Raw genomic sequence first — 22,468 nt, 5'->3', positions numbered from 1 at the left:
GGCTGGTAGTGTTCGGCCCGTAAGCGCCGCACAAGCGGGCACCGGGTCACAAATCCGGTCCGTTCAGGGCATGAGGTTCGCAGGGATGACGACCTCAGGCGGCGCGGTCACCAGCTAGTTAGCGCCGGGGAAACCGGTGACTCCGTCCTGCCCACATCTCCTTCTGTGAGCGACATATGATCAACGCATCCCCAGCACCGGAGCCGATTTCCGAGGCGTTCGTCTCGGAGGATCCCTCCTGGTACAAGCGGGCGGTGTTCTACGAGGTTCTTGTCCGAGGGTTCAAGGACTCCAACGGCGACGGCACCGGAGACCTGCGTGGTCTCACGGAGAAGCTCGGCTATCTGGAATGGCTGGGCGTCGACTGCCTTTGGCTGCTGCCCTTGTACGAGTCGCCGCTGCGCGATGGCGGGTATGACATTTCCGACTATATGAAGATCCTTCCGGACTTCGGGGACCTCGGGGATTTCGTCCATCTGATCGAGTCGGCGCACGAGCGCGGGCTGCGGATCATCACCGACCTGGTGATGAACCACACGAGCGACCGTCATCCCTGGTTCCAGGCGTCGCGGCACGACCCGGAAGGGCCGTACGGCGACTTCTACGTGTGGTCCGACGAGCCGACCGGCTTTCCCGACGCCCCGATCATCTTCATCGGCGCGGAGGAGTCCAACTGGACCTACGACCCGGTGCGCAAGCAGTACTACTGGCATCGCTTCTTCCACCACCAGCCGGACCTGAACTATGACAACCCGGCCGTGCAGGAGGCCATGCTGGAGGTGCTGCGGTTCTGGCTGGACCTCGGCATCGACGGCTTCCGGCTGGACGCGGTGCCCTACCTGTTCGAGCGCGAGGGCACGGCGTGCGCGGGGCTGCCCGAGACGCACGCGTACCTGAAGAAGGTCCGCGCCGAGGTCGACCGCCTCTACCCCGACCGGGTGCTGCTGGCGGAGGCGAACGGCTGGCCCGAGGACGTCGTCGAATACTTCGGCGACCCCACCGTGGGCGGCGACGAGTGCCATATGGCCTTCCACTTCCCGCTCATGCCGCGCATCTACATGGCGGTCAAGAAGGAGACGCGCGAGCCCATCTCGGAGATCATGTCGCGCACCCCCAAGCTGCCCGACACGGCCCAGTGGGGCATCTTCCTGCGCAACCACGACGAGCTCACGCTCGAGACGGTGACCGAGGAAGAGCGCGACTACATGCACAGCGAGTACGCCAAGGACCCGCGCATGCGGGCCTACCTGGGCATCCGCCGCCGGCTCGCGCCGCTGCTGGACAACGACAGGGACCGGATCGAGCTGTTCACGGCCCTGCTGCTGAGCCTGCCGGGCTCGCCGATCATGTACTACGGCGACGAGATCGGCATGGGCGACAACATCTGGCTGGAGGACCGCGACGCGGTGCGCACGCCGATGCAGTGGAGCCCCGACCGCAACGCCGGTTTCTCCTCCGCCGACCCGGGGCGTCTCTACCTGCCCGCGGTCATGGACCCGATCTACGGCTTCCAGGCGGTCAATGTGGAGGCGCAGCAGCGCAGCGAGGGTTCGCTGCTCCACTTCACCCGCAAGATGCTGGAGATCCGCCGCAGCCACCCGGTGTTCGGCCTCGGCGCCTACACCGAAATGTGGTCCTCCAACAACAGCGTGCTCACCTACGTCCGCGAGTACGGCGACGACGTCATGCTGTGCGTGAACAACCTGTCGAAGTATCCCCAGCCGGTGGAGCTCGACCTGCGCCGCTTCACGGGCATGACGCCGGTGGAGGCGCGGGGCGGGGTGCACTTCCCGGTGATCGGCGAGCTGCCTTACCTGCTCACGCTGCCCAGCCACGGGTTCTACTGGTTCGCGCTGAAGAACCTGAAGAAGGACGACGCCTCAGCGTGAGGTGACGGGCACCTGGGCGCGGGCCGCGCGGCGGGCCGGGATGAGCGCGACCGCGAGCGCCGCGCCCACGGCGACCAGCACGGCGACGATCAGCGTGAGGACCGAGGGCGGGCGGCCGATGCCCGCCCCGACTCCGCTGGTGTAGCCCTGGAGGTCGATCAGGCCGGTCACCACCGAGGCCCCGGCCGCCGTACCGGCCACGATGCCCAGCACGACCAGCAGCCCGGTGCCCGTCACCAGGGTGGCCATCACCTGCCGCGGGGTCAGCCCCATCGCCTTGAGCACGGCCAGATCGAACGCGTGGTCGCGCAGCCCCAGGGCGCTGGCCGTGAGCAGGTTGGCCAGGCCGATCAACGCCAGCACCGCGATCAGCGCCACGATCACCACCCGGATGACCGACAGCCGGTCGGCGGGGTTGACCACCCGCTGCACGTCGAGGCTCTCCCCCGAGGCCGCCAGCAGCCTGTCGCGCACCTCGCCCGGATCGGTGCCCTGGCGCAGCGCGAGGGCGTAGAACTCGGGCGGCACGGAGTCCTTGGCCGCCAGGCTGTCGAGCCCCACGGACAGCACCTCGCCGTCGAGGTCCGGCTCCACGGTGCGGCCGACGATCCGTACGATCAGCGGCGAGCCGCCGACGGTCAGCCGGATCCGGTCACCGATCCTGGCGCCGAGCAGGTTGAGCAGCCCCTGCCCGGCGACGGCCTCGCCGGGCTGGCCGTACATGCGGCCTTCGACGACCGGAAACGGGTACGGGTCGGCCGAGCTGCCGATGGCCCGCACCCTGACCGAGCGGGCCGCCCCGGGGGCCAGGGCGTTGACGTCGGTGCCCGGGTAGACGCTCTGGACGGCCCTGTCGGACTCGGCGATGCGCTGGGCGTCGGCCGCCTCCAGCTTGCCCGGCCGGACGTACAGGCTGGCGTGCTGGCCCACCTGCTCGGGGTGGCTGAGGAAGTTGTCGAGCGTGGCCCAGACGCCGAGCCCGATCGTGATCATCATCATCGGCACGGCCAGGCCGAACGCGGTCAGGAAGGCCGGCAGCCGCCTGGTGAAGGCGTCGCGGGTGCCGAGGATGAGCGCGGGTGGCAGCCGTACGAGCAGGGCCAGCCTGGCCAGACGGGACAGGTGGCCGCGCGGCGGCGCCGCCGGGGCACCGGGGATGGGCGGCGTGCGCCCGCCGCGCCAGGCGGGCACTCCGACCGCGGCGAGCACGGTCAGCGTGGTGCCACCGACGATGGCCAGCACGGGCACGGGCGCGACAGAGGTCGTGCCGAGCACCGCCACCGTCGCCGCCCAACCGGCGAGCGTGCCGACGCCGACGCCGAGCAGGCCGAGTGCGCCGTGCTCGACCAGGAGCAGCAGGGCGACCTGGCCCCTGGTGAAGCCCATCGACTTGAGCGTGGCCAGGTCACGCAGCTGGCCGAGCACCCGCCCGCCGGCCGCGTTGGCCAGCGCCAGGGCGGCGGCGACCAGCCCGACCACGCCGAACAGCGCCAGCAGCGTGCCGAGCAGCCGGTTGTCGAGCTCCATCGCGGCGCGTACCTCGCGCCAGGTGTAGACGCGCTGCAGCTGGTCCTCCAGCATGACCACGACGCGCTGTGAGACGACCTGGGTGGCGTCGGGGTCGGCCAGGCGCAGGCCGGTCACCCACTCGCTGCGGCCGAGCATGGGCTCGATCCGGTCGAGCGTCGCCGGCAGCACCCAGGCCAGGCCGGGCGTCCACTCGGGGTAGAAGCCCTGCTCGGCGGAGTCGGCGATGCCGCGTACGTACAGGGTGTGGCGCTCCCCGCTCAGCGCGATGATGGAGAAGGCGTCGCCGAGCTTGAGCCGCAACGCCCTGGCGAAGGAGCGCTCGACCACCACGCCATCGGACTGGGCGGGGTCGAGCCAGCGGCCCTCGGCCACGACCGGGTGCGCCACCCGGGGCGGCGCGGCGGGCATGGCGCGCAGCGCCGCGGGCTCCTTCTTGCCGTCCTGGACCACGGTGACGGGCGCGGACCTGTAGGGCCCCGCGGTCTGGGTGACGCCGTCGATGGCGCCCAGCGGGACCTGGGGGCTGTCCTTGGTGTAGAACCACACGTGGGCGCCATCGGTCTGGGCGAACAGGCTGCGCCACGGGTTGGTGCCGTCTTCCAGCAGGGTGACGGCGGTGATCAGCGCGGCCACGATCCCGGCCACGGCGAGCACGGTGAGCAGCGCCTGGCCCCGCCTGGCCCGCAGGTCGGCCCTGATCCACCGGCTGCCCGCTCTGGCCGTGCTCATCGGAGGTCGATCACCTCACCGGCTGTCCCCGTACGCCTGCGGGCGATCCGGCCGTCGTCGACGATCTCGCCGTCGAACAGCGACACCAGGCGGTCCGCGAGGGCGGCCACCCGGGCGTCGTGGGTGACCATGACGATGGTCTGGCCGTCCTTGTGCACGTCGCTGAGCAGCCGGAGCACGTCGCGGGTGTTGCGGCTGTCGAGGTTGCCGGTCGGCTCGTCGGCCAGCAGCACGCTCGGCTGGTTGGCCAGCGCGCGGGCCAGCGCGACCCGCTGCTGCTCGCCGCCGGACAGCTGGCCGGGCGCGGCGTCGGCGCGTTCGGTGAGGTTGAGGGCGCCCAGGAGGCTCTCACGGCGTTCGCGGGCGTCTTTGGGCGAGGCTCCGGCCAGCAGCGCCGGCAGCTCCACGTTGTCGGCCACGGTCATGTTGGCGACCAGGTTGAAGAACTGGAAGACGAAGCCGACCTTCTTGCGCCGCAGCAGCGCCCAGGCACTCTCCGACAGCGTGTCGACGCGCTTGTCGTCGAGCCAGATCTCGCCGCTGGTGCGGGCGTCCAGCCCGCCGAGCATGTGCACCAGCGTCGACTTGCCCGACCCCGACGGCCCCATGATCGCGACGAACTCGCCCGGCTCCACCCGCAGATCCACCCCGCGTACGGCCGGTACGGGCACCGCGCCGTCGGAGTAGATCTTCACCAGGTTGACGGTCTTGATCACGCTCATGCCAGATCCTCCTGACACCGGGCCAGCCAGTCCAGGTCGGCCTGCAGGTGCAGCATGGCCCCCTCGATGAGCAGGACCGCCACGGTGTCGGCGGGCGCTGTGCGGGAGTGGAGGTCGTTGAGGTCGCTCATGAGCGAAAGATAGTGCCGGCGCTGCCGGTTGATGAGGGCCATCCGGTCGGCGATGCCGGTGAGCGGGGCCAGCACGAGCTTCATGAAGAACTCGTCGCGCACCCGGGGGCCCTCGGTCGGCTCGTCCACCCAGGTGGTGAGCACGTCGCGGCCCTTGGCCGTCAGGTAGTAGACCTTCTTGTTCGGCCGGTTGGACTGCTCCACGTCGACGGCCCTGACCAGGCCGTCCTTCTCCAGCCTGCCGAGGGTCACATAGATCTGGCCGATGTTGGGAGAGGGATAGGCGCTGCCGAAGGTCTGCTCAAGGGCCTGTTTGAGCTCGTACCCGTGGGCAGGTTCCTTGGCCAGGAGCGCCAGCAGGTGCAACCGCAAGCCCCACCTCCCCCTTGTGTTACGGATGCGTTACGCGCTTCTCCGTTGACCGTCAGATTACATGTGTGCATAACATGAATGCATCTACCTAACACGAATGTAATCCTTCTGAACTGGGAGGTCATCGGGTGCATCGCTCGTTGCCGATCGTGCTGGCCGTCTGTCTGGCGGCCGGGTGCGCGGCGACGGGTGACGAGGTCGGCGGCGATACCGGCACGGGCGGCACCGGCCCGATCACCTTCGCCACCGGACGCGACACGACGGCGTACCTGCAACCCCTGCTGGATCGCTGGAACCAGGCCCACCCGGCCGAGAAGGTGACGCTCCTCGAACTCCCCGAGGCCGCCGACGAACAGCGCGCGCAGATGGTGGCCAACCTCCAGGCCCGGAGCAACCGCTACGACGTGCTCGGGCTGGACGTGGTGTGGACCGCCGAGTTCGCGGAGAACGGCTGGATCATCCCCCTGGAGCGCGGGCTCTTCCCGCTCGACAGGCTCCTGCCGCCCGTCGTGGACACCGCGGTCTACAAGAACAAGCTGTGGGCGGTGCCGTACACGAGCAATGCCGGTCTCCTCTACTACCGAACCGACCTGATCAAGAAACCGCCGCGCACCTGGGCGGAGCTTCGCGAAAAGGCCCTAGAGGTCACGAAAAAGCGGGATATCGGGGGTTACGCCGGGCAGTTCCTCGCGTACGAGGGGCTGACCGTGAACTTCTCCGAGGCCGTGCAGTCGGCGGGCGGGCAGATACTCAGCCCGGACGGCACGGAGGTGACCCTTGACCCGGCCAAGGCCAGGCTCGCCCTGGACTTCCTCATCCAGGGCCTGCGCGAGGGCTGGATCCCCAAGGAGTCGCTGTCGTACAAGGAGGAGGAGTCCCGCCTGGCCTTCCAGGAAGGGCGGTTGGCCTTCGCCCGCAACTGGCCCCACGCCTACGGCCCGGCGACGGCCAAGCTCGGCGGCAAGTTCGCGGTGACCAGGCTTCCCGGGCTCAACGGCCCGGGGTCGAGCACGCTCGGCGGGGTCAACCTGGCCATCAGCGCCTACTCCAAGCACCAGCACACCGCCCAGGAGTTCATCCGCTACTTCACGGGCCTGGAGAACGAGCGGCGGGTGCTCACCGACGGCTCGTTCCCGCCGGTGTGGACCGAGCTCTACGACGACCCGGCCCTGATCAAGCGCTTCCCCTACCTGCCCGTACTCAAGGAGAGCATCCTCGCCGCCAAGGCGCGGCCGGTCAGCGCGAACTACAACCAGCTCAGCCTGGTGATCGCCAGCTCGGTCGCCAAGGCGCTGAGCCCTCCCTACACCGAGTCCGCCGACGATGTCGCGGTCTCCATGAAGTCCGAACTGCAAGAGATCATCAGCACACAGTGAGGCAGCCATGCGAAAAGCCAGAGCAGCAGCGATCCTGGCCGGGCTCGCGGTAGCGGTCGCCGCCTGCGGAAACGCGCCGACGACCACCCAGCCCACAGCGTCGGGCTCGGCGCCGGCGAGCGACGGCGGGAGCAAGACGCTCCAGGGCGTCAAGCTCGAGATCGCCGCCAAGTGGACCGGCGAGGAGCAGAAGAACTTCGAAAAGGTGCTCAAGGCTTTCTCCGACAAGACCGGCGCCACGGTCACCTATGCCTCCACCGGTGAGGACACGGGTGCCTACCTCGGCCCGCGCATCCAGGGCGGCAGCCCGCCCGACGTGGCCGTCCTGCCGCAGCCGGGCCTGGTGCAGCAGTACGCCAAGCAGAACGCGCTGAAGCCGCTGACCTCCGAGGTCACCAAGGAGATCGACACCAACTACACGCCGTACTGGAAGGAACTGGGCTCCGCCGACGGCAAGCCCTACGGCGTGCTGATCAAGGCCGCGCACAAGTCGCTGGTCTGGTACCGCGCGCCGGCGTTCGAGGACGCGGGCGTGCAGCCGCCGACGAACTGGGACGAGCTCGTCAAGGCCGCCCAGACGATCGCCGACTCCGGCACGGCGCCGTTCTCCCTCTGCGGCGCCTCCGGCTGGACGCTGACCGACCTGTTCGAGAACGTCTACCTGTCGAGCGCGGGTCCGGACAACTACGACAAGCTCTCCAAGCACGAGATCCCCTGGACCGACCCCAGCGTGGCCACCGCGCTGCAGAAGATCCAGCAGATCGTGGGCAAGAAGGAGTTCGTCCTCGACGGCAGCTCCGGCGCGCTGCAGACCGACTTCCCGACCTGCGTGACCAAGGTGTTCGGCCAGAAGAAGGCGGCCATGGTCATCGAGGCCGACTTCGTCGCCACCCAGGCGACGCAGGACGGCGCCAAGGTCGGCGAGGACGCCAAGATCTTCCCGTTCCCCAAGGCCGGTGACACCGCTCCGGTCGTGCTGGGCGGCGACGTGGCGGTCGCGATGAAGGACTCCCCCGGCGCCATGGCGCTGCTGCAGTTCCTCGCCTCCAAGGAGGGCGGCGAGATCTGGGCCAAGCTGCCCGGCTACCTGTCGCCCAACAAGAACGTCTCCCCCGACAACTACCCGGACCCGCTGACCAAGCAGCTCGGGCAGACGATCATCTCCGCCGGGGACGCCGTCCGTTATGACATGTCAGACCTGTCGCCCAGCGCCTTCGGCGGCACCGACGGCAAGGGCGAGTGGAAGGTGCTGCAGGACTTCCTGCGCAACCCGAGTGACATCAAGGGCGCGCAGACCAAGCTCGAAGATGAGGCCAAGAAGGCCTGGAAGTAAGAGGTAAGGCCGTGACCGAAAAGGTGGACGGCCCGAAGGCCCCGCGCGAGGACGACACCTCGCGCGGGCCCGCCTCCGGACCGGCTGAAACCCCCCGCACGCAACGACGCCTCGGCCCTTCGCCGACGGTCGCGATCGCCTTCCTTCTCCCCGCGGCCCTGCTGCTGGGAATCTGGGTGGTCTACCCCATCGTCTACTCGATCTTCCGCAGCCTGTTCGACGCGACCGGCAGCGGATTCGTGGGCCTGGGCAACTACGCCACGATCTTCACCGACGCGGGCATGCTCACCACGATCAGGAACAACCTGATCTGGGTGGTCGTCGCCCCGATCGTGGTGACGACGCTGGGCCTGATCTTCGCGGTGCTCACCGAGCGCATCAAGTGGGCGACCGCGTTCAAGCTGATCGTCTTCATGCCGATGGCGGTCTCGCTGATGGCCGCGGGCGTGATCTTCCGGCTCGTGTACGACGAGGACCCGGGCAAGGGCGTCGCCAACGCCATCCTGACCACGGTGCACGACACGTTCTCCTCCTCCCAGGGCTACCCGGACGCGCGACCCCGCGAGGGCGACCAGTCCGCGGTCGTGGCGGACAAGGGCGCGATCGTCACCAAGCAGCCCGTCCAGTCGGGCCAGCCGGTGCTGATCCCGATCGTCGGCATCAAGCCGAACATCATGCCGAGCGCCGCCCAGCCCGCCAAGGCCGCGCCGCCGGGCAACGCCCTGTCCGGAACGGTGTGGTTCGACTTCACCCCGGGCGGCGGCGGCAAGAACGGCACGCCCGACGCCACCGAAAAGGGCCTGCCCGGCATGACCGTGGAGGCGGTCAAGGACGGCCAGGTGGCCGGCACCGCCACGACGGCCGACGACGGCTCCTTCCGCTTCGACGGGCTGGCGGCGGGTTCTTATGTCGTACGGCTGCCGCAGTCGAACTTCGAGGCGGCCTACCACGGCCTGACTTGGCTCGGCCCGACGCTCATCACCCCCGCGATCATCGGCGCGTTCGTCTGGGTGTGGGCCGGGTTCGCCATGGTGCTGATCGCGGCCGGGCTGGCGGCCATCCCGCGTGACGCGCTGGAGGCGGCCCGCATCGACGGCGCCACGGAGTGGCAGGTGTTCCGCCGGATCACCGTGCCGCTGCTGTCACCGGTGCTGCTCGTCGTCTTCGTGACGATGATCATCAATACCCTGAAGGTGTTCGACCTGGTCTTCATCATCGCGCCGCCATCGGTCCAGCCGCAGTCGAACGTGGTCGCGTTGGAGATGTGGCGGGTCTCGTTCGGCGGTGGGAACAACCAGGGGCTGGGCAGCGCGCTCGCCATCTTCCTGCTCATCCTGGTCCTCCCCTTCATGATCATGAATATCCGCCGGTTCAGAAGGGAAGACACGTGACCACGGCAACCGCCCCGGCTTCTGCCGAGGTCTACACGGGCGCTCCCCGGCGGAGTGTGATCACGCGCATCGTCGACCGTCTCGGCGGTGGCGCCATCCAGGTCGTGATGGTGCTGCTGGGCCTGTTCTGGCTGGTCCCGACGCTCGGCCTGATGGTCGTCTCGCTGCGCACCCCGGCGGTCAACGGCGCCGAGGGCTGGTGGACCATCTTCACCAAGCCCGCCGAGCTGACCATCGAGAACTACAAGAACCTCCTGGCCAGCGGCTTCACCTCCTCCTTCTGGAACACCGTGTTCATCACGGTGCCGACCACGGTCCTGGTGATCGGGATCGCCGCGATGGCCGCCTACGCGTTCGCGTGGATGGACTTCCCGGGCCGTGACCTGTCGTTCCTGATCGTGGTCGGGCTGCTCATCGTGCCGATCCAGATCGCGCTGATCCCGGTCGCCATCTTCTACGGCGGCGTCGGCATCTTCGGCACGATCCCCGGCGTGGTGCTGTTCCACGTGGCGTTCGGCCTGCCGTTCGCGATCTTCCTGCTCCGGAACTTCTTCGTCGGCATCCCGGCCTCCCTGCTGGAGGCGGCGCGGATGGACGGGGCGTCGGAGCTGAAGATCTTCGTGCGGGTGGTGTTCCCGCTCGGCAAGCCGGCGATCGCCTCGCTCGGCATCTTCCAGTTCTTGTGGGTATGGAACGACATGCTCATCGCGCTGGTCTTCGCCGACACGAACAACCAGCCGATGACCAAGCAGCTCCAGTCTCAGATGCGGCAGTTCGGGTCGAACGTCGACATCCTCTCGTCGGGCGCCTTCCTGTCGTTGATCATCCCGCTGGTCCTCTTCTTCGCCTTCCAGCGCTATTTCGTGCAGGGCATGATGGCCGGTTCGGTGAAGTAGGTCCACATGTGCCAGCCAGATGCGGGGGCATGGGCACCCGCCTGCCGAAGGGGGCAGGCGGGCGCCCGTAACGCTCTCTCTGACGGCCCCGAAAACCAGACATGAAGCTCCTCGCGGCGGCGGTCGCCACCCTCATCGCTCTCGGCCCCGGCTCCGCCGGCGCGGACGCCGGCTCCATCGGCGTGGGCGCGGCCCCCGGCGCCGAGGGCGCGGGTGATCCCTACTTCCCCCAGCAGGGCAACGGGGGCTACGACGCCACGCACTACGACCTCGCGCTGGGCTACGAGCCGGGATCCAACCAGCTGAGCGGCGTGGCAACGATCACCGCCCGGGCCACGCAGGAGCTGAGCCGCTTCGACCTGGATCTCGTCGACACCCTGGCGGTGCGGTCCGTGGTGGTGAACGGCGCGGCGGCCTCGTTCCGGCGCAGCGGCCCGGAGCTCATGGTCACCCCGCCCGGCAGGCTGGCCTCCGGGCGCCCCTTCTCCGTCGTGGTCCGGTACGACGGCAAGCCGACATACCTGGTCGACCCGGACGGCTCACACGACGGCTGGATCCGTACGGATGACGGGGTGTTCAACGCCAACGAGCCGCAGGGGGCCATGACCTGGTATCCCGGCAATCACCACATGACGGATAAAGCCACGTACCGCTTCACGGTGACCGTGCCGAGCACGCGGGTCGCGGTGGCGAACGGCGACCTGGTGTCGCGGACGGCCCAGGGAGGTCGCACGACGTACGTGTGGGACGAGAGGGAGCCGATGGCCAGCTACCTCTCGACCGTCACCATCGGAAAGTTCCAACTTTCCGACACCAAGATCGGAAATTTCCGGGTAATCACCGCCGTGGATCCCCGGAACGCTGCGAAAGCCGGGGACTTCGCGAAGCGTCACAAGCCCATCCTTGACTACTTCGGCTCGCTCTTCGGCCCCTACCCGTTCTCCTCGACCGGCGGCATCATCGACCGCGCGTCGGACGTCGGCTACTCGCTGGAGACGCAGACCCGCCCGATCTACCCCCAGGTGCCGAGCGAGCCGCTGCTCTCCCACGAGCTCGCCCACCAGTGGTTCGGCGACGCCGTGACGCCGACACGCTGGAAGGACATCTGGCTCAACGAGGGCTTCGCCACCTACGCCGAATGGCTCTGGCAGGACAAGCTGGGCACCAAGAAGCTCCAGGACTCCTTCGACGAGGCGTACAGCCGTGCCCCAAAGGACGAGTTCTGGCAGACGCCCGCCGCCGACCCGGGCGGCGCGGCCGGCCTCTTCGGGGACCCCGTCTACTCCCGCGGCGCGATGACGCTGCACGTCCTGCGCGGCGCGGTCGGCGACCGCGCGTTCTTCACCATCCTCAGGACCTGGGTCAACGACCACAAGTACGGCAACGCGGACACCGCCGCCTTCATCGCCCTGGCCCAGCGGGTCTCGGGCCGGGATCTCGGCACGCTCTTCGACCAGTGGCTGATCCAGCGGGGCAAGCCCACGCTGTGATCATTCTGGTACGGCCGCCCACCGGATTCGGACCGCAAGCCCTATCAGACCTGGCTAAGCTCAACAGCCATGGCCAGTCGTCCCTTGAACGAAGTCGTCGAAGCCGGATGGGCCAGTGCGCTGGAGCCCGTCTCCGAGCGCATCTCCCATATGGGCGAGTTCCTCCGCAATGAGATCGCCGAAGGCCGGCAATACCTCCCCGCGGGCGCCAACGTACTGCGCGCCTTCAACCAGCCCTTCGACGAGGTCAAGGTGCTGATCGTGGGCCAGGACCCCTACCCCACGCCCGGTCACCCCATCGGGCTGTCGTTCTCCGTCGCCGCCGACGTGCGGCCGCTGCCCGGCAGCCTGCTCAACATCTACAAGGAGATGGAGACCGACCTCGGGCTGCCGCGGCCGTCCAACGGCGACCTGACCCCGTGGGCCGACCAGGGCGTACTCCTGCTCAACAGGGTGCTCACCGTGATGCCCGGCAAGCCCGCCTCCCACCGGGGCAAGGGCTGGGAAGAGGTCACCGAGCAGGCCATCCGCGCGCTCGTGGCCCGTGACAAGCCGATGGTCGCGATCCTGTGGGGGCGCGACGCGCGCAACCTGGCGCCGATGCTCGGCAGCGTGCCGCGCATCGAGTCCGCGCACCCCTCTCCGCTGTCGGCGCGCAACGGATTCTTCGGTTCCCGGCCCTTCAGCCGGGCCAACGAGCTCCTTGTTCAGCAAGGCGCCGGTCCTGTCGAGTGGAAGCTGCCCTAGCATCTTCGCCATGAGTGATAACGAGAAGTTCCTGCGCCTGACGGTCGAGCTGACCGTCGAGGTGCTCGACGTGGACGCGCTGCAGGCCGCGGCGCTGGCCGAAATCCGGCACCCCGACGCCGACCTCACTGAGGAAGAGCGGGCCGAGCAGGTGGAGCTCGTCAACTCCGACGACACCGGCGCGTCGGCCCTGCAGTGGCTGATCGAGCCGGACCACGTCCTGCAGCTCGTCGACCACATCGACGAGATCGAGCCGCGCGAGGCCGTCCTGGGCGTCGAGCCCTCCGACGGTCCCAGCGAGGAAGAGGAAGAGGACGACCACGAGCACGCCTGAGTCCAGGGCGGGCCACGAGGTCTGTTCGATCGACATCGATCGGCATCGTGGCCCGCGCTGTGAGTTGTGAGGGGGTACTGAGTTGATCGTCGCGTTCTCGATCACGCCGCTGGGTGTCGGCGAGGGGGTCGCCGAGCCGGTCGCGCGCGCCGTCAAGGTGGTGCGGGAGAGCGGGCTGCCCAACCGGACGGACTCCATGTTCACCACCATCGAGGGTGAATGGGACGAGGTCATGGCGGTGGTCAAGCAGGCGGTGGACGCGGTGGCCGAGGTGGCGCCGCGGGTCAGCCTGGTGCTGAAGGCCGACCTCAGGGCCGGTGTCACTGACGGCATGACCAGCAAGATCGAGTCTCTGGAACGCCACCTGTCCTGACCGGCGGTTGCGACTGGGGTCGGCCAAGAAGGCGGCCCCTGACCAGCCCTGCCCTCCCTCTCGAAGGACCCCAGCCACCACGGACCGTCACAGGGATAGAGACGGTCGTGGGACGGCACCCCCCGGAACCCCAGCACCCACTGACCCGCGCAGTCCGGTCAACCGTTGCGGTCCGCAGCCGCCGCCTGCTTCCGGCCCACTCCTTTCGGGTTTCGCCCTGTCGCCCTCTAGGACATTTCGAGATATGTCTTGACCCGCCCAACAGACGCGACATATCGTGTCGCTCGACGATAACGCGATACTACGCGTTCCAGGAGGTGGGTTGAGTGCACGAGCGAGTACCCGTTCTTGTCGTCGGCGCCGGTTACGCCGGGCTGAGTGCGGCGGTGCTGCTGGCGTGGCGTGGCGTGCCCGTCATGCTGGTCGAGCGGCACCCCAGTACGTCGGTCCAGCCCAAGGCGTTCGGGATGGGCCCCAGAGCCGTCGAGTTACTGCGGCCGGTGCCCGGGGTCGAGCAGTCACTGCGGGAGATCTGGCAGGGCATCGGTGACGGCATGCGCATCGCGATCGGATCGAACCTGGCCGACCCGAACCCGCACATGATCGTGACCGGCGACGAGGACGACTTCGCCTTCCTCGCCGACATCACGCCCGCCGTCCAGGTGGGTGCCCCGCAGGCGGAGATCGAGCGGGTGCTGCGGGCCAAGGCCGAGGAGCTGGGGGCCGACCTGCGGTTCTCCACCGAGCTGGTCTCCCTGGAGCAGGACGCCGAGGGGGTCACGGCGGTCATCCGCGCCGACGGCGTCGACAGTGTCGTACGGGCCGACTACGTGGTGGCCGCCGACGGCTTCCGCAGCCCGCTCCGCGCCCAGCTCGGCATCCCCGCTTCGGGGAAGGGGGAGCTGGGGCTGATGTGCTCGATCATGTTCGATGCCGACCTGACCGGGCTGGTACGGGAGCGCGAGGTCACGCTCTGGTACCTGCGGAACGAGGTCTTCACCGGCGCCATCCTGACCGGCACGGGCGTGGGCGCGCATGTGTTGGGCGTCAACTACGACCCCGCCAGGGGTGAGAGCGAGGCCGACTTCACCGAGGAGCGCTGCGTCGAGCTGGTACGGGTGGCCACCGGCGTGCCCGACCTCGACGTACGGGTGCTCGACAAGACCACCTTCGCCATGGCGCACGTCGTGGCCGACCGCTACCGCGACGGGCGGGTGTTCCTGGCCGGCGACGCGGCTCACACGATGCCGCCCACCGGCGGGCAGGGCGGCAGCACGGCGCTCCAGGACGGCTGCGACATCGCGTGGCGGCTCTGGCTGGTGGCGACCGGGCAGGCCGGGCCGGATTTCCTCGACACCTATGACGCCGAACGCCGTCCCATCGGCACGCTGACGGCCGACGCCCAGCTCGCGAACCTCGGCCACCGGATGCCTCCCGCGATGCGTGCCGAGTACCCGGAACCGCTCGAAGATCCCATGGCCGCCATGATCGGATACCGCTACCACTCGACGGCGATCCTGGAGGAGCCCGATGACGACGGGTCGATCCTGGAGGATCCGCGCGTACCGACCGGGCGTCCGGGCAGCCGCGCCCCGCACGTTCCACTCGACTGGGACGGGCAGCTGATCTCGACCATCGACCTGTTCGGATCCGGTTTCGTGCTGATCGCCGGTCCTGGCGGGCAGAACTGGATGGACGCGGGGCGGCTGATCAAGGAGCGGCTGCGCATCCAGCTCACGCGCGTGCTGGTGGACGAGGAGCTGATGGACGTCGAAGGCTGCTGGGCGGAGAGGTACGGCGTGGACAGGGGTGGCGCCGTGCTGATCCGGCCCGACGGCTACGTCGCCTGGCGCTCGCCGTACGCCGACCCGGACCCCGCGACCACCCTCGAACGAGTGCTCCGGCAGGTGCTCAGCCGCTGACGGCGGCCCCAAGAGACGCGCCATCGGTCGCTCAGACGTGGCGCGGCCGCCCAGTTCCTCAGTCGCCTCAGAAGAGGCGCAGCTGTCCGGTCCGCTGGGCTCGTGCCTCTCCCAGCCGGAGCGCGACGACCGCGGCGAGCAGCAGAATTCCGGACAGTACGGCCAGCCCGGTCAGCTCCCCGGCCAGGTCGCCGATGCCCTGGCCGTCGAGCAGCGCACCACGTACGACCGCCAGGCTGCCGGTGAGCGGAAGCACCGAGCCGACGGCCCGGATCCAGCCGGGCAGCGCGAACACCGGCAGCCGCACCCCGCTGGCGAACCACATCGGATCGTCCAGCAGTGTGTAGAGGAAGGCGGCGTCCCTGGAGAAGATCAGCAGGCTGTTCAGGAACGCCCCCCACGCGACCGCGGGCACCAGCATGGCCAGGAAGACCACCGCGTACATGGCCGGGTGCGCCACATTCACCACGTCCAGCAGCGTGAACATCGCCACCGCGAAACAGGCGAACAGCCAGGCGTTCTGCACCAGCGCGCCGAACCCGTTGGCGATGACCACGACCAGCCGGTTCGCGGGTGACAGGAAGAGGAGTTCCAGCGTGCCGGTCTGGCGCTCGAAGGAGAAGTGCCAGGCCGACTGCACCAGCGAGAAGAAGAACGTGAAGCCGAGCGCGCCCGTGGCCAGGAAGGCGAGCAGCCGTTCCGGGTCGGCGGCGAGCGGCCAGCGTTCGGCGATGCCCGGCGTGGCGGCCAGCGGCCGGAGCGTGTAGTAGGTCTCGGCGAGCTTCAACAACGGCCAGACCAGCATCGAGAACAGGACCAGCTTGCTGCCGAAGATCTGGCGATGCTGCTTGAGCGCCTCGGCCCGCATGACCTTCATCGCGTGCCTCACGTCATCACCTGCCACCGGCTGGTGGTGCGGCTGCCGAGCGCACAGGCCGTACAGCCGGTGCCGGTCTCGGTGCGACACCACGACGGCGTCGTACCGACCTCCGCGCGGGTCCACGGCGGAGTGACGCCCATCCGGAGGCGGCACCACGTCGACGTCACGCCCAGCCCCGTGCGGCACGGCGACCAGCTCGTGTGCGGCGCGATCACGCGACCACCTCCAGGGAGCGGTCGCTCAGCGCGAGGATCGCGTCCTCGAGGGACGGCTCGACGATCTCCAGCCCGCCGAGCGCGCCGCCCGCCTCGATGATCGTCGTGGTCAGCGCCCCGGTCAGGTCGTCCGGATGGTTCAGCTCGACCACCCCGCCCGGTGCGAGCCGTACGCGGCTGTCGAAGGCCCGTACGGCGGCCTCGATCTGGGGCGACAGGTTCGTGACCGTGACCCGGACCGTACGATGGCAACCGGTCTGGGCCATCAGCTCGGCCGGCGAGCCTGCCGCGAGGTGGCGGCCGTCGCCGATCACGTACACGTGCTCGCAGAGCTGCTCGACCTCGGCCAGGTAGTGGCTGGTGAGGAGCACGCCCTTGCCCCGCTCGGCCAGCCCGGCCACGACCTTGCGCAGGTCACGGGCGATCGGCGCGTCGAGCCCCAGCGTGGGCTCGTCGAGCAGCAGGTAGTCGGGGTCGTTGATCAGCCCCCGGGCGATGGACAGGCGCTGGGTCATGCCGCGCGAATACTGTTCGACCCGGGTGGTGGCGGCGTCCCTCAGACCGACGAGTGCGAGCAGCTCTTCGATGCGCGGCTTGAGGACTTTTGTGGGGATGTCATAAAGCTGGCCGAAGTACCAGAGATTCTCCCGGCCGGTCATCCGTGCGTAGACCATGCGCTCGCCGCCGGCGATCAGGTTGATCCTCTTGCGTACGGCATGCGGCTGTCTGACCGGGTCGAGGCCGCCCACGCTGACGGTGCCGGACGTCTGCCGGAGCAGGGTGGCCAAGATCTTGATGGTGGTGGTCTTGCCCGCCCCGTTCAGCCCGAGCAGCCCGGTGACGCGGCCGCCGGGGATCGACAGGTTCAAGCCGTCAACGGCCACCTTCGCGCCGAACTCCTTACGCAGGTTCATGGTCTCGATCATCAGTAACTCCGTTCCATGGCCCTGCGCTCCGCCCAGGGCATCGCGAGTAATCCGGCGGCGGCGTAGGCGAGACCGAGCGCGACGGCGACAGCGAGGCGGCCCGGATCCAGTCCGGTGCCACCGGTGAAGACGCCGCGGATCACGTCCATGGCGGCCGTCACCGGCACCACCTCGCCGAGCCATCGGAACGCCTCAGGCAGGTACTCCCTCGGAAAGGTGAACCCGGACAGCAGGGCTATCGCGTGGAACACACTGTTCTGGGTGATGTGTGCCTCACCGGCGACGATCATCACGTTGCTCAGCACGGCCGACATCCCGAACACCGCCAGAGCCAGCCCCGCCACGGCCAGCACGGCGTCCACCGCTCCCGTGGGCGCCGGCCGTACCCCGAACAATGCCGCGCACCCGAACAACACGGCCACCTCGACCGCCACCGCGGTGAAGGCGAACGCCGAGAACCCCAGCAGGTACGGCAGGCGCCGCGCCGGAGCGACGAGCAGCGCGCCCATGGTGCCTTCGCGCTGCTCCTGGATCATCGCCTTGCCGGTCCAGAGGATGCCGTGGACGACGAACATGTACGCGCCGGCGCCCACGGCGATGTACCCGAGATAGTCGCCGGTGCCCGCCTTTCCACGGAACTCCGCGGATATCTCCCCGCCCGCCACGGCCCGCAGCCCCAGGTAGGCCAGCCCGATGGTGAAGACACCCAGCAACAAGGTGCCGATGAAGTATGACCATGGGTAGGCCCGCCTGGTCACCAACCACGACCGTCTCAGGGTCGCCCATGCCACGCTCATGAGTCTCCTTTGGGAACTGACTAAGTTTCTATCAGAGACTCACTTGACGGTAAAGTCGGGGAATGGCCAGAGAGCTGCGCTCGCAGGACGCCGACTGCTCGATCGCCCAGGCAGCCGCCGTGATGGGTGATTGGTGGAGCCTGCTCATCGTCCGCGAGGTGACCCGCGGACATCGCCGGTTCGACGACCTGCTGGGCGAGCTGGGTATTTCCCGCAAAGTCCTCACAGAACGCCTCAAGCACCTGGTGGAGCACGGGGTGCTGACTCGTGAGCCGTATCAGAGCGGGCCGGTGCGGTACGAGTACGTACTCACGGACGCGGGCTGGGCACTGGCGCCCATGCTGATCACGATGCAGGACTGGGCGGACCGCTGGCTCCTCGGCGACGGCACCCTCACGGGGGTGGCAGCCCCGCGAAGCCAGGAAGCCGCCCGCGTCCACGCCCTCCTGGGCACCCACATCCCGGACCCGCTGCAACTGCCCGCCGCCATCAACCGTCCATCGGTCGCCGTGGGACGAACCGCCTCCACGGGTGAGCGAACGGCGTCACTCGATGTCGTGGCCGATGCGCGGGCGACGGTCCTCTTCGCGTACCCGTCCACGGGTATGCCCGCGCCGCTACCGCCCGGCTGGAATCAAGTCCCCGGAGCGGCGGGCTGCACGCTCGAGAACCGCATCTTCCGTGACAGGCACCCCGAGTTCGCCGCCCACGACATCGCCATCCACGGAGTGAGCACGCAACGCCCCGACGAGCAGGCCACCTTTGCCGCCGCTGAGGACATCCCGTTCCCCCTGCTCTCGGACATGGACCTGCGCCTCGCGGCGGCTCTCCGCCTCCCCACCTTCCGCGCCGGCCAGGCCCTGCGGCTCAAGCGCCTGATCCTGGTCGTGGACCGTTTCCGGGTGATTCGCCACGTCATCTTCCCCGTACTGGACATCCCGGCCGCCATCACCGAGGCACTGACAGCCGCCGAAGCCATCAGCTGACACAAGGCAGGCACCCGACGCAACGCAGACACCTGCCGATCCTCGTCCGGTATCCCCTCAGGCCCATCCCCCGATGCTCGCCAGAGGGTCAATTGGCGAGTAGTTGCTCGCGCTCTGCCAGCAGTGCTCTGTGCTGGGCTTCCAGTTGCGTACTGCGACCGGCCAAGGCCTGTACGGTCTCGGTGACCCACTGGGAGATCGAGGCCACCGCGTCGCGGGTCTTGTTGATGCGCTGGTGTCTGAGCGCGTCAGTGACGATGTTGTCGAAGAACGCGTCCACGAACCACCGCGTGTCCACCTTGGGCATCTGGAGGTCGCTGACCCACCCGATGTCCGCCAGTTCGCGGGAGAAGACGTCGAGCGCTCGCTGGGCGTGCCAGGCCGCCTGGTCCGCACTCGACAGATGACTGTGTTCGATCGCGTCGGCCACCACACCGCCGCCGAGCATGTCCCAGGTCGACGCGCCGCGTGCCTTGTTCAGCAGCGTCAGGACGATGCCCAGCGCCTTGCCCGCGGCCTTGCCTGCTTGCCAGGCTTCGAGGAGTTCCCTGATGTCGGCTTGCGTGTCGGCCAGTTTCTTCGATGTTCCGAGCAGCTTCTGACCGCGTTCGTTGCCCAGCCCGATCAGCAGCCGCTCCTTGTCGGCCAGCAGTTTCTCGTACGCCTGATGTGCCCCCGAGATCGAGGCCAGTTCGCGGTCGGTGGCCTCCAGGTCGGCGGTCAGATCCTCGAGCCGCCTCCGCTGGCCGTGCAGCCGCTCCCAGGCGGCCTCGGCTTCGGCTCGTTCCCTGGCCAGCCTGTCCTCCTTGGAGCCCGCGACGGGGGCCGCGACCCGGGCCAGGAAGCCACCTAGCCTGCCTTCCAGGCGGGCGACGTCGTGCTGCTCTTTGGCCAGTTGTGTCTCCAACTGGCCGGTCAGCTCGGTGACCTCCCGGATCTGGTCGGCTGTCGCCTGCCGCCGGGTGGTCAGGTGGTCGAATCGGCGAATCTGCTCGCGTGACTCACGTAATTTACGGTCAACGTCTTCGAAAGCGTCCACACGGGTTTTACGAATGGCGGCCACACGAGGTTCCTCCTGGAAGGGTATGGGCCGGTCAGATTTTCCGCGGCGCCCTGCTTGTCGGTACTTGATCTGGTTGAGCAAGGCGAGGTTTGAGGGCGTGGATCGTCGGTGCGGATCAGTACGATTCCCGCGTGACTGAAGATGATTTCTGGGAGATCGTTGAGTCATGTCGGGCTGCGAGTGGCGGGGGCTTCGCGGAGCAGGTGTGTTTTGCAGCGTGAACGGCTGCTTGCTCTCACGGTGGATGAGCTGGTGAGTTTCACAGCCCTTTGGAACGCGGTGGTCAACCGCGCCTGCACCTGACCGGTCTGGGACGCTGCGGCCCTGGTTTCTGGCAACCCCGAGGACTTCGACGTCGACCCGTGGGCCATGCGGTTCGATCCTGCGTGGTACGGCGACAAGGGGTTCAATGACGATGCGTTCGAGGACTTCCGCGCGTGGCTCATCGGGCAGGGACGTGTGGCGTTCGATCGGGTCGTCGACAATCCAGATAACTTCGCTGATCTGTACGACCAGTGGAACTGTGAGAGCGGCGAGCGGGCGGAGGAATACGCTTCGCAGGTCTATGAGGTCTATGAAGAATGCACCGACGCTGAGGTGCCGCTGTCGACTGCTGAGCCAAGTGGCGAATCGGTGGGTGTGGATGATGAGCAGATCGCCCGACCGCGGTTCCCTCGGCTGGCCGGGTACCGCTATCTCGGCGACGATTAGCGCCGAGTTCGGCGACTGAAGCGGCGTACCGGTTGTCCGGAGCGGTCCAGGCGCAGGCACTGAGGTTGGCTCGCCGCTGTTGACCGACTCGGTGGCGAAGATCCTGCGGAAGTCGTGCGGGGCGAACCGCACGGTCCGAAACTGCGGGTAGTGCTCGGAAAGTTCCTCGCAGCGCCGCCTGAGCTACTGCGACACCGTGGCAGGAGAGATGACCCGCCGTGTGGAGCCGTGTTGGCGCTGGAACAGGCCCGCCGCCGCGCCGCCGGGCTTCCTCCTGGAAGGTGGGTGGGCTGGCTTATGCCACGAGAGCTGAGGACGGGTCCGTCAGGTCACAGCCGAGGACGGTCGGCATGTCGTAGGTGGTGCGGTGGGTAGCGCACAGCCAGTCGTTGAGGGAGCCGCTGAAGCCCGATGGTGGGCCCACCTTGAGGTGAGTGACCTGGCCTGTGCCCGGGGGTGGGTCGGTCCTGAGGTAGGCGACCTGGCCCGCGCCTGGAACTGGGGCGACCTTGAGCCGGCCGATGCGGCCGATGCGGCCGTGGCTGGTCGGGTCGGTGTCACAGGGGGTGAGGTGGACGGTGAAGGGTGAGCCGCCGTGCCCGGCTGAGGTCGCTATTCGCACGTGGTCGTCGATCGAGCGCTCGGTGGCGTCCGGGTGGGTCGCGAGGAAGGCCAGGTGATCGGTGACGAGGTGGTGTGCCACTCTGCGGAGCAGGCTCGTGGCGCACAGGCTGTGGGCGCAGGCTGCGCCGTCCAAGGTGATCTCGGGCAGGGCGAAGCGACGCAGGCCCCGGGAGGTGACGCGCAGGCAGTCGCAGGCGCCGGTGTCAGCCGGGTCCCACGGCGGGCAGGTGGCGTCCCCGTGGACCTGCACGTCCCAGCCCAGCCAGTCGTCGGCCAGGCGGAACACGGGCGACTCACCGATGGCCGGAAAGGCGACCGGCTCGTCTCCCCGCCGACGACCGACCGCCCCGGACCCCGGCCCGGCGACGACCGACCCAAAAGCCGACCCGAACACCGGACCAGAGGTCAGCCCGGACACCGGCCTAGAAACCGCCCCGGAGACGGATCCGGACACCGGCCCGGCTACTCGCCTGGGTACCGGTCCAGAGGTCGGCCCAGAGACCGACCCGGACACCGGTTCAGAGGTTGGTTGGAAGTCGCCGGTGCTGGGTGGTGGCGAGGGAGTGGGCGGGATGTCGGTGTGTCGATCGCAGCTGAGCAGTGTGATGCCCGTCAGCGGATCTATGACCAGACCCTCGCACTCCTGGGCCACCGCGCGCGCCGCCGCGCGGGCTACCTGGATGCTGGTGGGCAAGGCGTGCGGGGGTGCTGTCGAGGAGACCAGGACGTGCTGCTGAGCTCGGCGGAGCAGGTGGCGCTCCTCGATCGCGAGCGTGACACCGGCCGGTCTCCAAGGGGAGCGGTGATGGGTGACGGTCAGGAGCGGGCTGCCCAGGGCGGCGCTCACCGCCCGTCTGTAGGGTCTGCCGACCCGCCATGGCATGAACGACTCGATGTCGAAAGGGACGTGCACGACGGGGACGACGAAGTGGGACGTCAGGCGGGTAGGCAGGGGGAGAGTGATCTTCACGTAAGCCTCCGGGGGTGCGGTGGGGCACCAGGATCGGTGATCGGGAGGTGGAGGCGTGGAG

21 protein-coding genes are annotated in these 22,468 nt (G+C 68.6%); 12 read left to right on the top strand and 9 right to left on the bottom strand.

The genetic code is table 11. The features are described from left to right. Window positions 1–176 precede the first annotated feature (176 nt). A complete protein-coding gene (treS, locus tag AB0C30_RS12385) occupies window positions 177–1,889 on the top strand; it encodes a maltose alpha-D-glucosyltransferase (RefSeq protein WP_357942544.1) in 1,713 nt (570 codons plus the stop codon). Here the strand turns inward: treS and AB0C30_RS12380 are convergent. The 3 genes from AB0C30_RS12380 to AB0C30_RS12370 are packed head-to-tail and all read right to left on the bottom strand — an operon-like array spanning window position 1,881 to window position 5,373. Beyond that, entirely contained in the window at window positions 1,881–4,148 is a 2,268-nt protein-coding gene (locus tag AB0C30_RS12380) for an FtsX-like permease family protein (RefSeq protein ID WP_357942542.1), read from the bottom strand. The two genes, treS and AB0C30_RS12380, sit on opposite strands and share 9 nt — an antisense overlap. Continuing rightward, window positions 4,145–4,870, bottom strand: a complete 726-nt coding sequence (locus tag AB0C30_RS12375) for an ABC transporter ATP-binding protein (protein WP_357942540.1) — start codon at window positions 4,868–4,870, stop codon at window positions 4,145–4,147. Before AB0C30_RS12375 ends, AB0C30_RS12380 begins: the two co-directional genes overlap by 4 nt. Further along, window positions 4,867–5,373, bottom strand: coding sequence for a PadR family transcriptional regulator (locus AB0C30_RS12370; protein WP_357942538.1), 507 nt, complete (start codon window positions 5,371–5,373; stop codon window positions 4,867–4,869). The genes AB0C30_RS12375 and AB0C30_RS12370 overlap by 4 nt, the downstream gene beginning before the upstream one ends. Window positions 5,374–5,501: 128 nt before the next feature. Here AB0C30_RS12370 and AB0C30_RS12365 point away from each other — a divergent pair, with 128 nt between their 5' ends. The 9 genes from AB0C30_RS12365 to AB0C30_RS12325 all read left to right on the top strand — a co-directional run bounded on the left by AB0C30_RS12365 (window position 5,502) and on the right by AB0C30_RS12325 (window position 15,235). Then, the gene (locus AB0C30_RS12365) at window positions 5,502–6,749 is read left to right on the top strand and encodes an ABC transporter substrate-binding protein (RefSeq protein ID WP_357942536.1); all 1,248 of its coding nucleotides are present in this window, start codon (window positions 5,502–5,504) and stop codon (window positions 6,747–6,749) included. 7 nt (window positions 6,750–6,756) lie between these two features. Beyond that, window positions 6,757–8,082, top strand: a complete 1,326-nt coding sequence (locus AB0C30_RS12360; protein ID WP_357942533.1) for an ABC transporter substrate-binding protein — start codon at window positions 6,757–6,759, stop codon at window positions 8,080–8,082. An 11-nt stretch (window positions 8,083–8,093) separates the two neighbouring features. Further along, window positions 8,094–9,473 carry an ABC transporter permease subunit gene (locus tag AB0C30_RS12355; RefSeq protein ID WP_357942531.1) on the top strand — a complete coding sequence of 460 codons (1,380 nt, stop codon included), beginning with the start codon at window positions 8,094–8,096 and terminating at the stop codon, window positions 9,471–9,473. Continuing rightward, window positions 9,470–10,369: a carbohydrate ABC transporter permease gene (locus tag AB0C30_RS12350; RefSeq protein WP_357942529.1), complete on the top strand. Its 900-nt coding sequence runs from the start codon at window positions 9,470–9,472 to the stop codon at window positions 10,367–10,369. Before AB0C30_RS12355 ends, AB0C30_RS12350 begins: the two co-directional genes overlap by 4 nt. Window positions 10,370–10,470: 101 nt before the next feature. Next, a complete protein-coding gene (locus AB0C30_RS12345; protein WP_357942527.1) occupies window positions 10,471–11,859 on the top strand; it encodes a M1 family metallopeptidase in 1,389 nt (462 codons plus the stop codon). A 69-nt stretch (window positions 11,860–11,928) separates the two neighbouring features. Beyond that, entirely contained in the window at window positions 11,929–12,606 is a 678-nt protein-coding gene (locus AB0C30_RS12340; RefSeq protein WP_225290308.1) for a uracil-DNA glycosylase, read from the top strand. 10 nt (window positions 12,607–12,616) lie between these two features. Continuing rightward, window positions 12,617–12,940 carry a hypothetical protein gene (locus AB0C30_RS12335; protein WP_357646772.1) on the top strand — a complete coding sequence of 108 codons (324 nt, stop codon included), beginning with the start codon at window positions 12,617–12,619 and terminating at the stop codon, window positions 12,938–12,940. Window positions 12,941–13,022: 82 nt separating this feature from the next. Further along, entirely contained in the window at window positions 13,023–13,313 is a 291-nt protein-coding gene (locus tag AB0C30_RS12330) for an MTH1187 family thiamine-binding protein (protein WP_357942525.1), read from the top strand. Window positions 13,314–13,639: 326 nt separating this feature from the next. Further along, entirely contained in the window at window positions 13,640–15,235 is a 1,596-nt protein-coding gene (locus AB0C30_RS12325; protein WP_357942523.1) for an FAD-dependent monooxygenase, read from the top strand. Window positions 15,236–15,302: 67 nt separating this feature from the next. Here the strand turns inward: AB0C30_RS12325 and AB0C30_RS12320 are convergent, their stop codons facing one another. Genes AB0C30_RS12320 through AB0C30_RS12305 form a run of 4 tightly spaced genes read right to left on the bottom strand, consistent with a single transcriptional unit; the run spans window position 15,303 to window position 18,053 of the window. After that, a complete protein-coding gene (locus tag AB0C30_RS12320; protein ID WP_357942521.1) occupies window positions 15,303–16,124 on the bottom strand; it encodes an ABC transporter permease in 822 nt (273 codons plus the stop codon). After that, window positions 16,121–16,330 (bottom strand): hypothetical protein, encoded by a 210-nt coding sequence (locus AB0C30_RS12315; protein ID WP_357942519.1) that lies wholly within the window; start codon window positions 16,328–16,330, stop codon window positions 16,121–16,123. The genes AB0C30_RS12320 and AB0C30_RS12315 overlap by 4 nt, the downstream gene beginning before the upstream one ends. Beyond that, window positions 16,327–17,256, bottom strand: coding sequence for an ABC transporter ATP-binding protein (locus AB0C30_RS12310; RefSeq protein ID WP_357942517.1), 930 nt, complete (start codon window positions 17,254–17,256; stop codon window positions 16,327–16,329). The genes AB0C30_RS12315 and AB0C30_RS12310 overlap by 4 nt, the downstream gene beginning before the upstream one ends. Continuing rightward, a complete protein-coding gene (locus AB0C30_RS12305) occupies window positions 17,256–18,053 on the bottom strand; it encodes an ABC transporter permease (RefSeq protein WP_357942515.1) in 798 nt (265 codons plus the stop codon). The genes AB0C30_RS12310 and AB0C30_RS12305 overlap by 1 nt, the downstream gene beginning before the upstream one ends. A 62-nt stretch (window positions 18,054–18,115) precedes the next feature. Here AB0C30_RS12305 and AB0C30_RS12300 point away from each other — a divergent pair, with 62 nt between their 5' ends. Further along, window positions 18,116–19,039, top strand: a complete 924-nt coding sequence (locus AB0C30_RS12300) for a winged helix-turn-helix transcriptional regulator (protein WP_357942513.1) — start codon at window positions 18,116–18,118, stop codon at window positions 19,037–19,039. Between the two features lie 88 nt (window positions 19,040–19,127). Here the strand turns inward: AB0C30_RS12300 and AB0C30_RS12295 are convergent, their stop codons facing one another. After that, the gene (locus AB0C30_RS12295) at window positions 19,128–20,078 is read right to left on the bottom strand and encodes a hypothetical protein (protein ID WP_357942511.1); all 951 of its coding nucleotides are present in this window, start codon (window positions 20,076–20,078) and stop codon (window positions 19,128–19,130) included. Window positions 20,079–20,471: 393 nt separating this feature from the next. On the opposite strand from AB0C30_RS12295, the gene AB0C30_RS12290 reads away from it, so the two are divergent. Continuing rightward, on the top strand, window positions 20,472–20,813 hold the full coding sequence (locus AB0C30_RS12290; protein WP_357942508.1) for a DUF4240 domain-containing protein: 342 nt from the start codon (window positions 20,472–20,474) through the stop codon (window positions 20,811–20,813). Between the two features lie 295 nt (window positions 20,814–21,108). Here the strand turns inward: AB0C30_RS12290 and AB0C30_RS12285 are convergent, their stop codons facing one another. Then, window positions 21,109–22,407, bottom strand: a complete 1,299-nt coding sequence (locus tag AB0C30_RS12285) for a hypothetical protein (RefSeq protein WP_357942506.1) — start codon at window positions 22,405–22,407, stop codon at window positions 21,109–21,111. Window positions 22,408–22,468 lie beyond the last annotated feature (61 nt).

The organism is Nonomuraea sp. NPDC048901, assembly GCF_040649695.1.
Lineage (GTDB): Bacteria > Actinomycetota > Actinomycetes > Streptosporangiales > Streptosporangiaceae > Nonomuraea.
This window is presented reverse-complemented; position numbering and strand designations above follow the sequence as displayed.

Bases quoted from the DNA above. Each gene is read 5' to 3' on its own strand.
- treS (WP_357942544.1), top strand. From the start codon at position 177: ATGATCAACGCATCCCCAGCACCGGAGCCGATTTCCGAGGCGTTCGTC.
- AB0C30_RS12380 (WP_357942542.1), bottom strand. From the start codon at position 4,148: ATGAGCACGGCCAGAGCGGGCAGCCGGTGGATCAGGGCCGACCTGCGG.
- AB0C30_RS12375 (WP_357942540.1), bottom strand. From the start codon at position 4,870: ATGAGCGTGATCAAGACCGTCAACCTGGTGAAGATCTACTCCGACGGC.
- AB0C30_RS12360 (WP_357942533.1), top strand. From the start codon at position 6,757: ATGCGAAAAGCCAGAGCAGCAGCGATCCTGGCCGGGCTCGCGGTAGCG.
- AB0C30_RS12345 (WP_357942527.1), top strand. From the start codon at position 10,471: ATGAAGCTCCTCGCGGCGGCGGTCGCCACCCTCATCGCTCTCGGCCCC.
- AB0C30_RS12340 (WP_225290308.1), top strand. From the start codon at position 11,929: ATGGCCAGTCGTCCCTTGAACGAAGTCGTCGAAGCCGGATGGGCCAGT.
- AB0C30_RS12335 (WP_357646772.1), top strand. From the start codon at position 12,617: ATGAGTGATAACGAGAAGTTCCTGCGCCTGACGGTCGAGCTGACCGTC.
- AB0C30_RS12310 (WP_357942517.1), bottom strand. From the start codon at position 17,256: ATGATCGAGACCATGAACCTGCGTAAGGAGTTCGGCGCGAAGGTGGCC.
- AB0C30_RS12305 (WP_357942515.1), bottom strand. From the start codon at position 18,053: ATGAGCGTGGCATGGGCGACCCTGAGACGGTCGTGGTTGGTGACCAGG.
- AB0C30_RS12300 (WP_357942513.1), top strand. From the start codon at position 18,116: ATGGCCAGAGAGCTGCGCTCGCAGGACGCCGACTGCTCGATCGCCCAG.
- AB0C30_RS12290 (WP_357942508.1), top strand. From the start codon at position 20,472: ATGCGGTTCGATCCTGCGTGGTACGGCGACAAGGGGTTCAATGACGAT.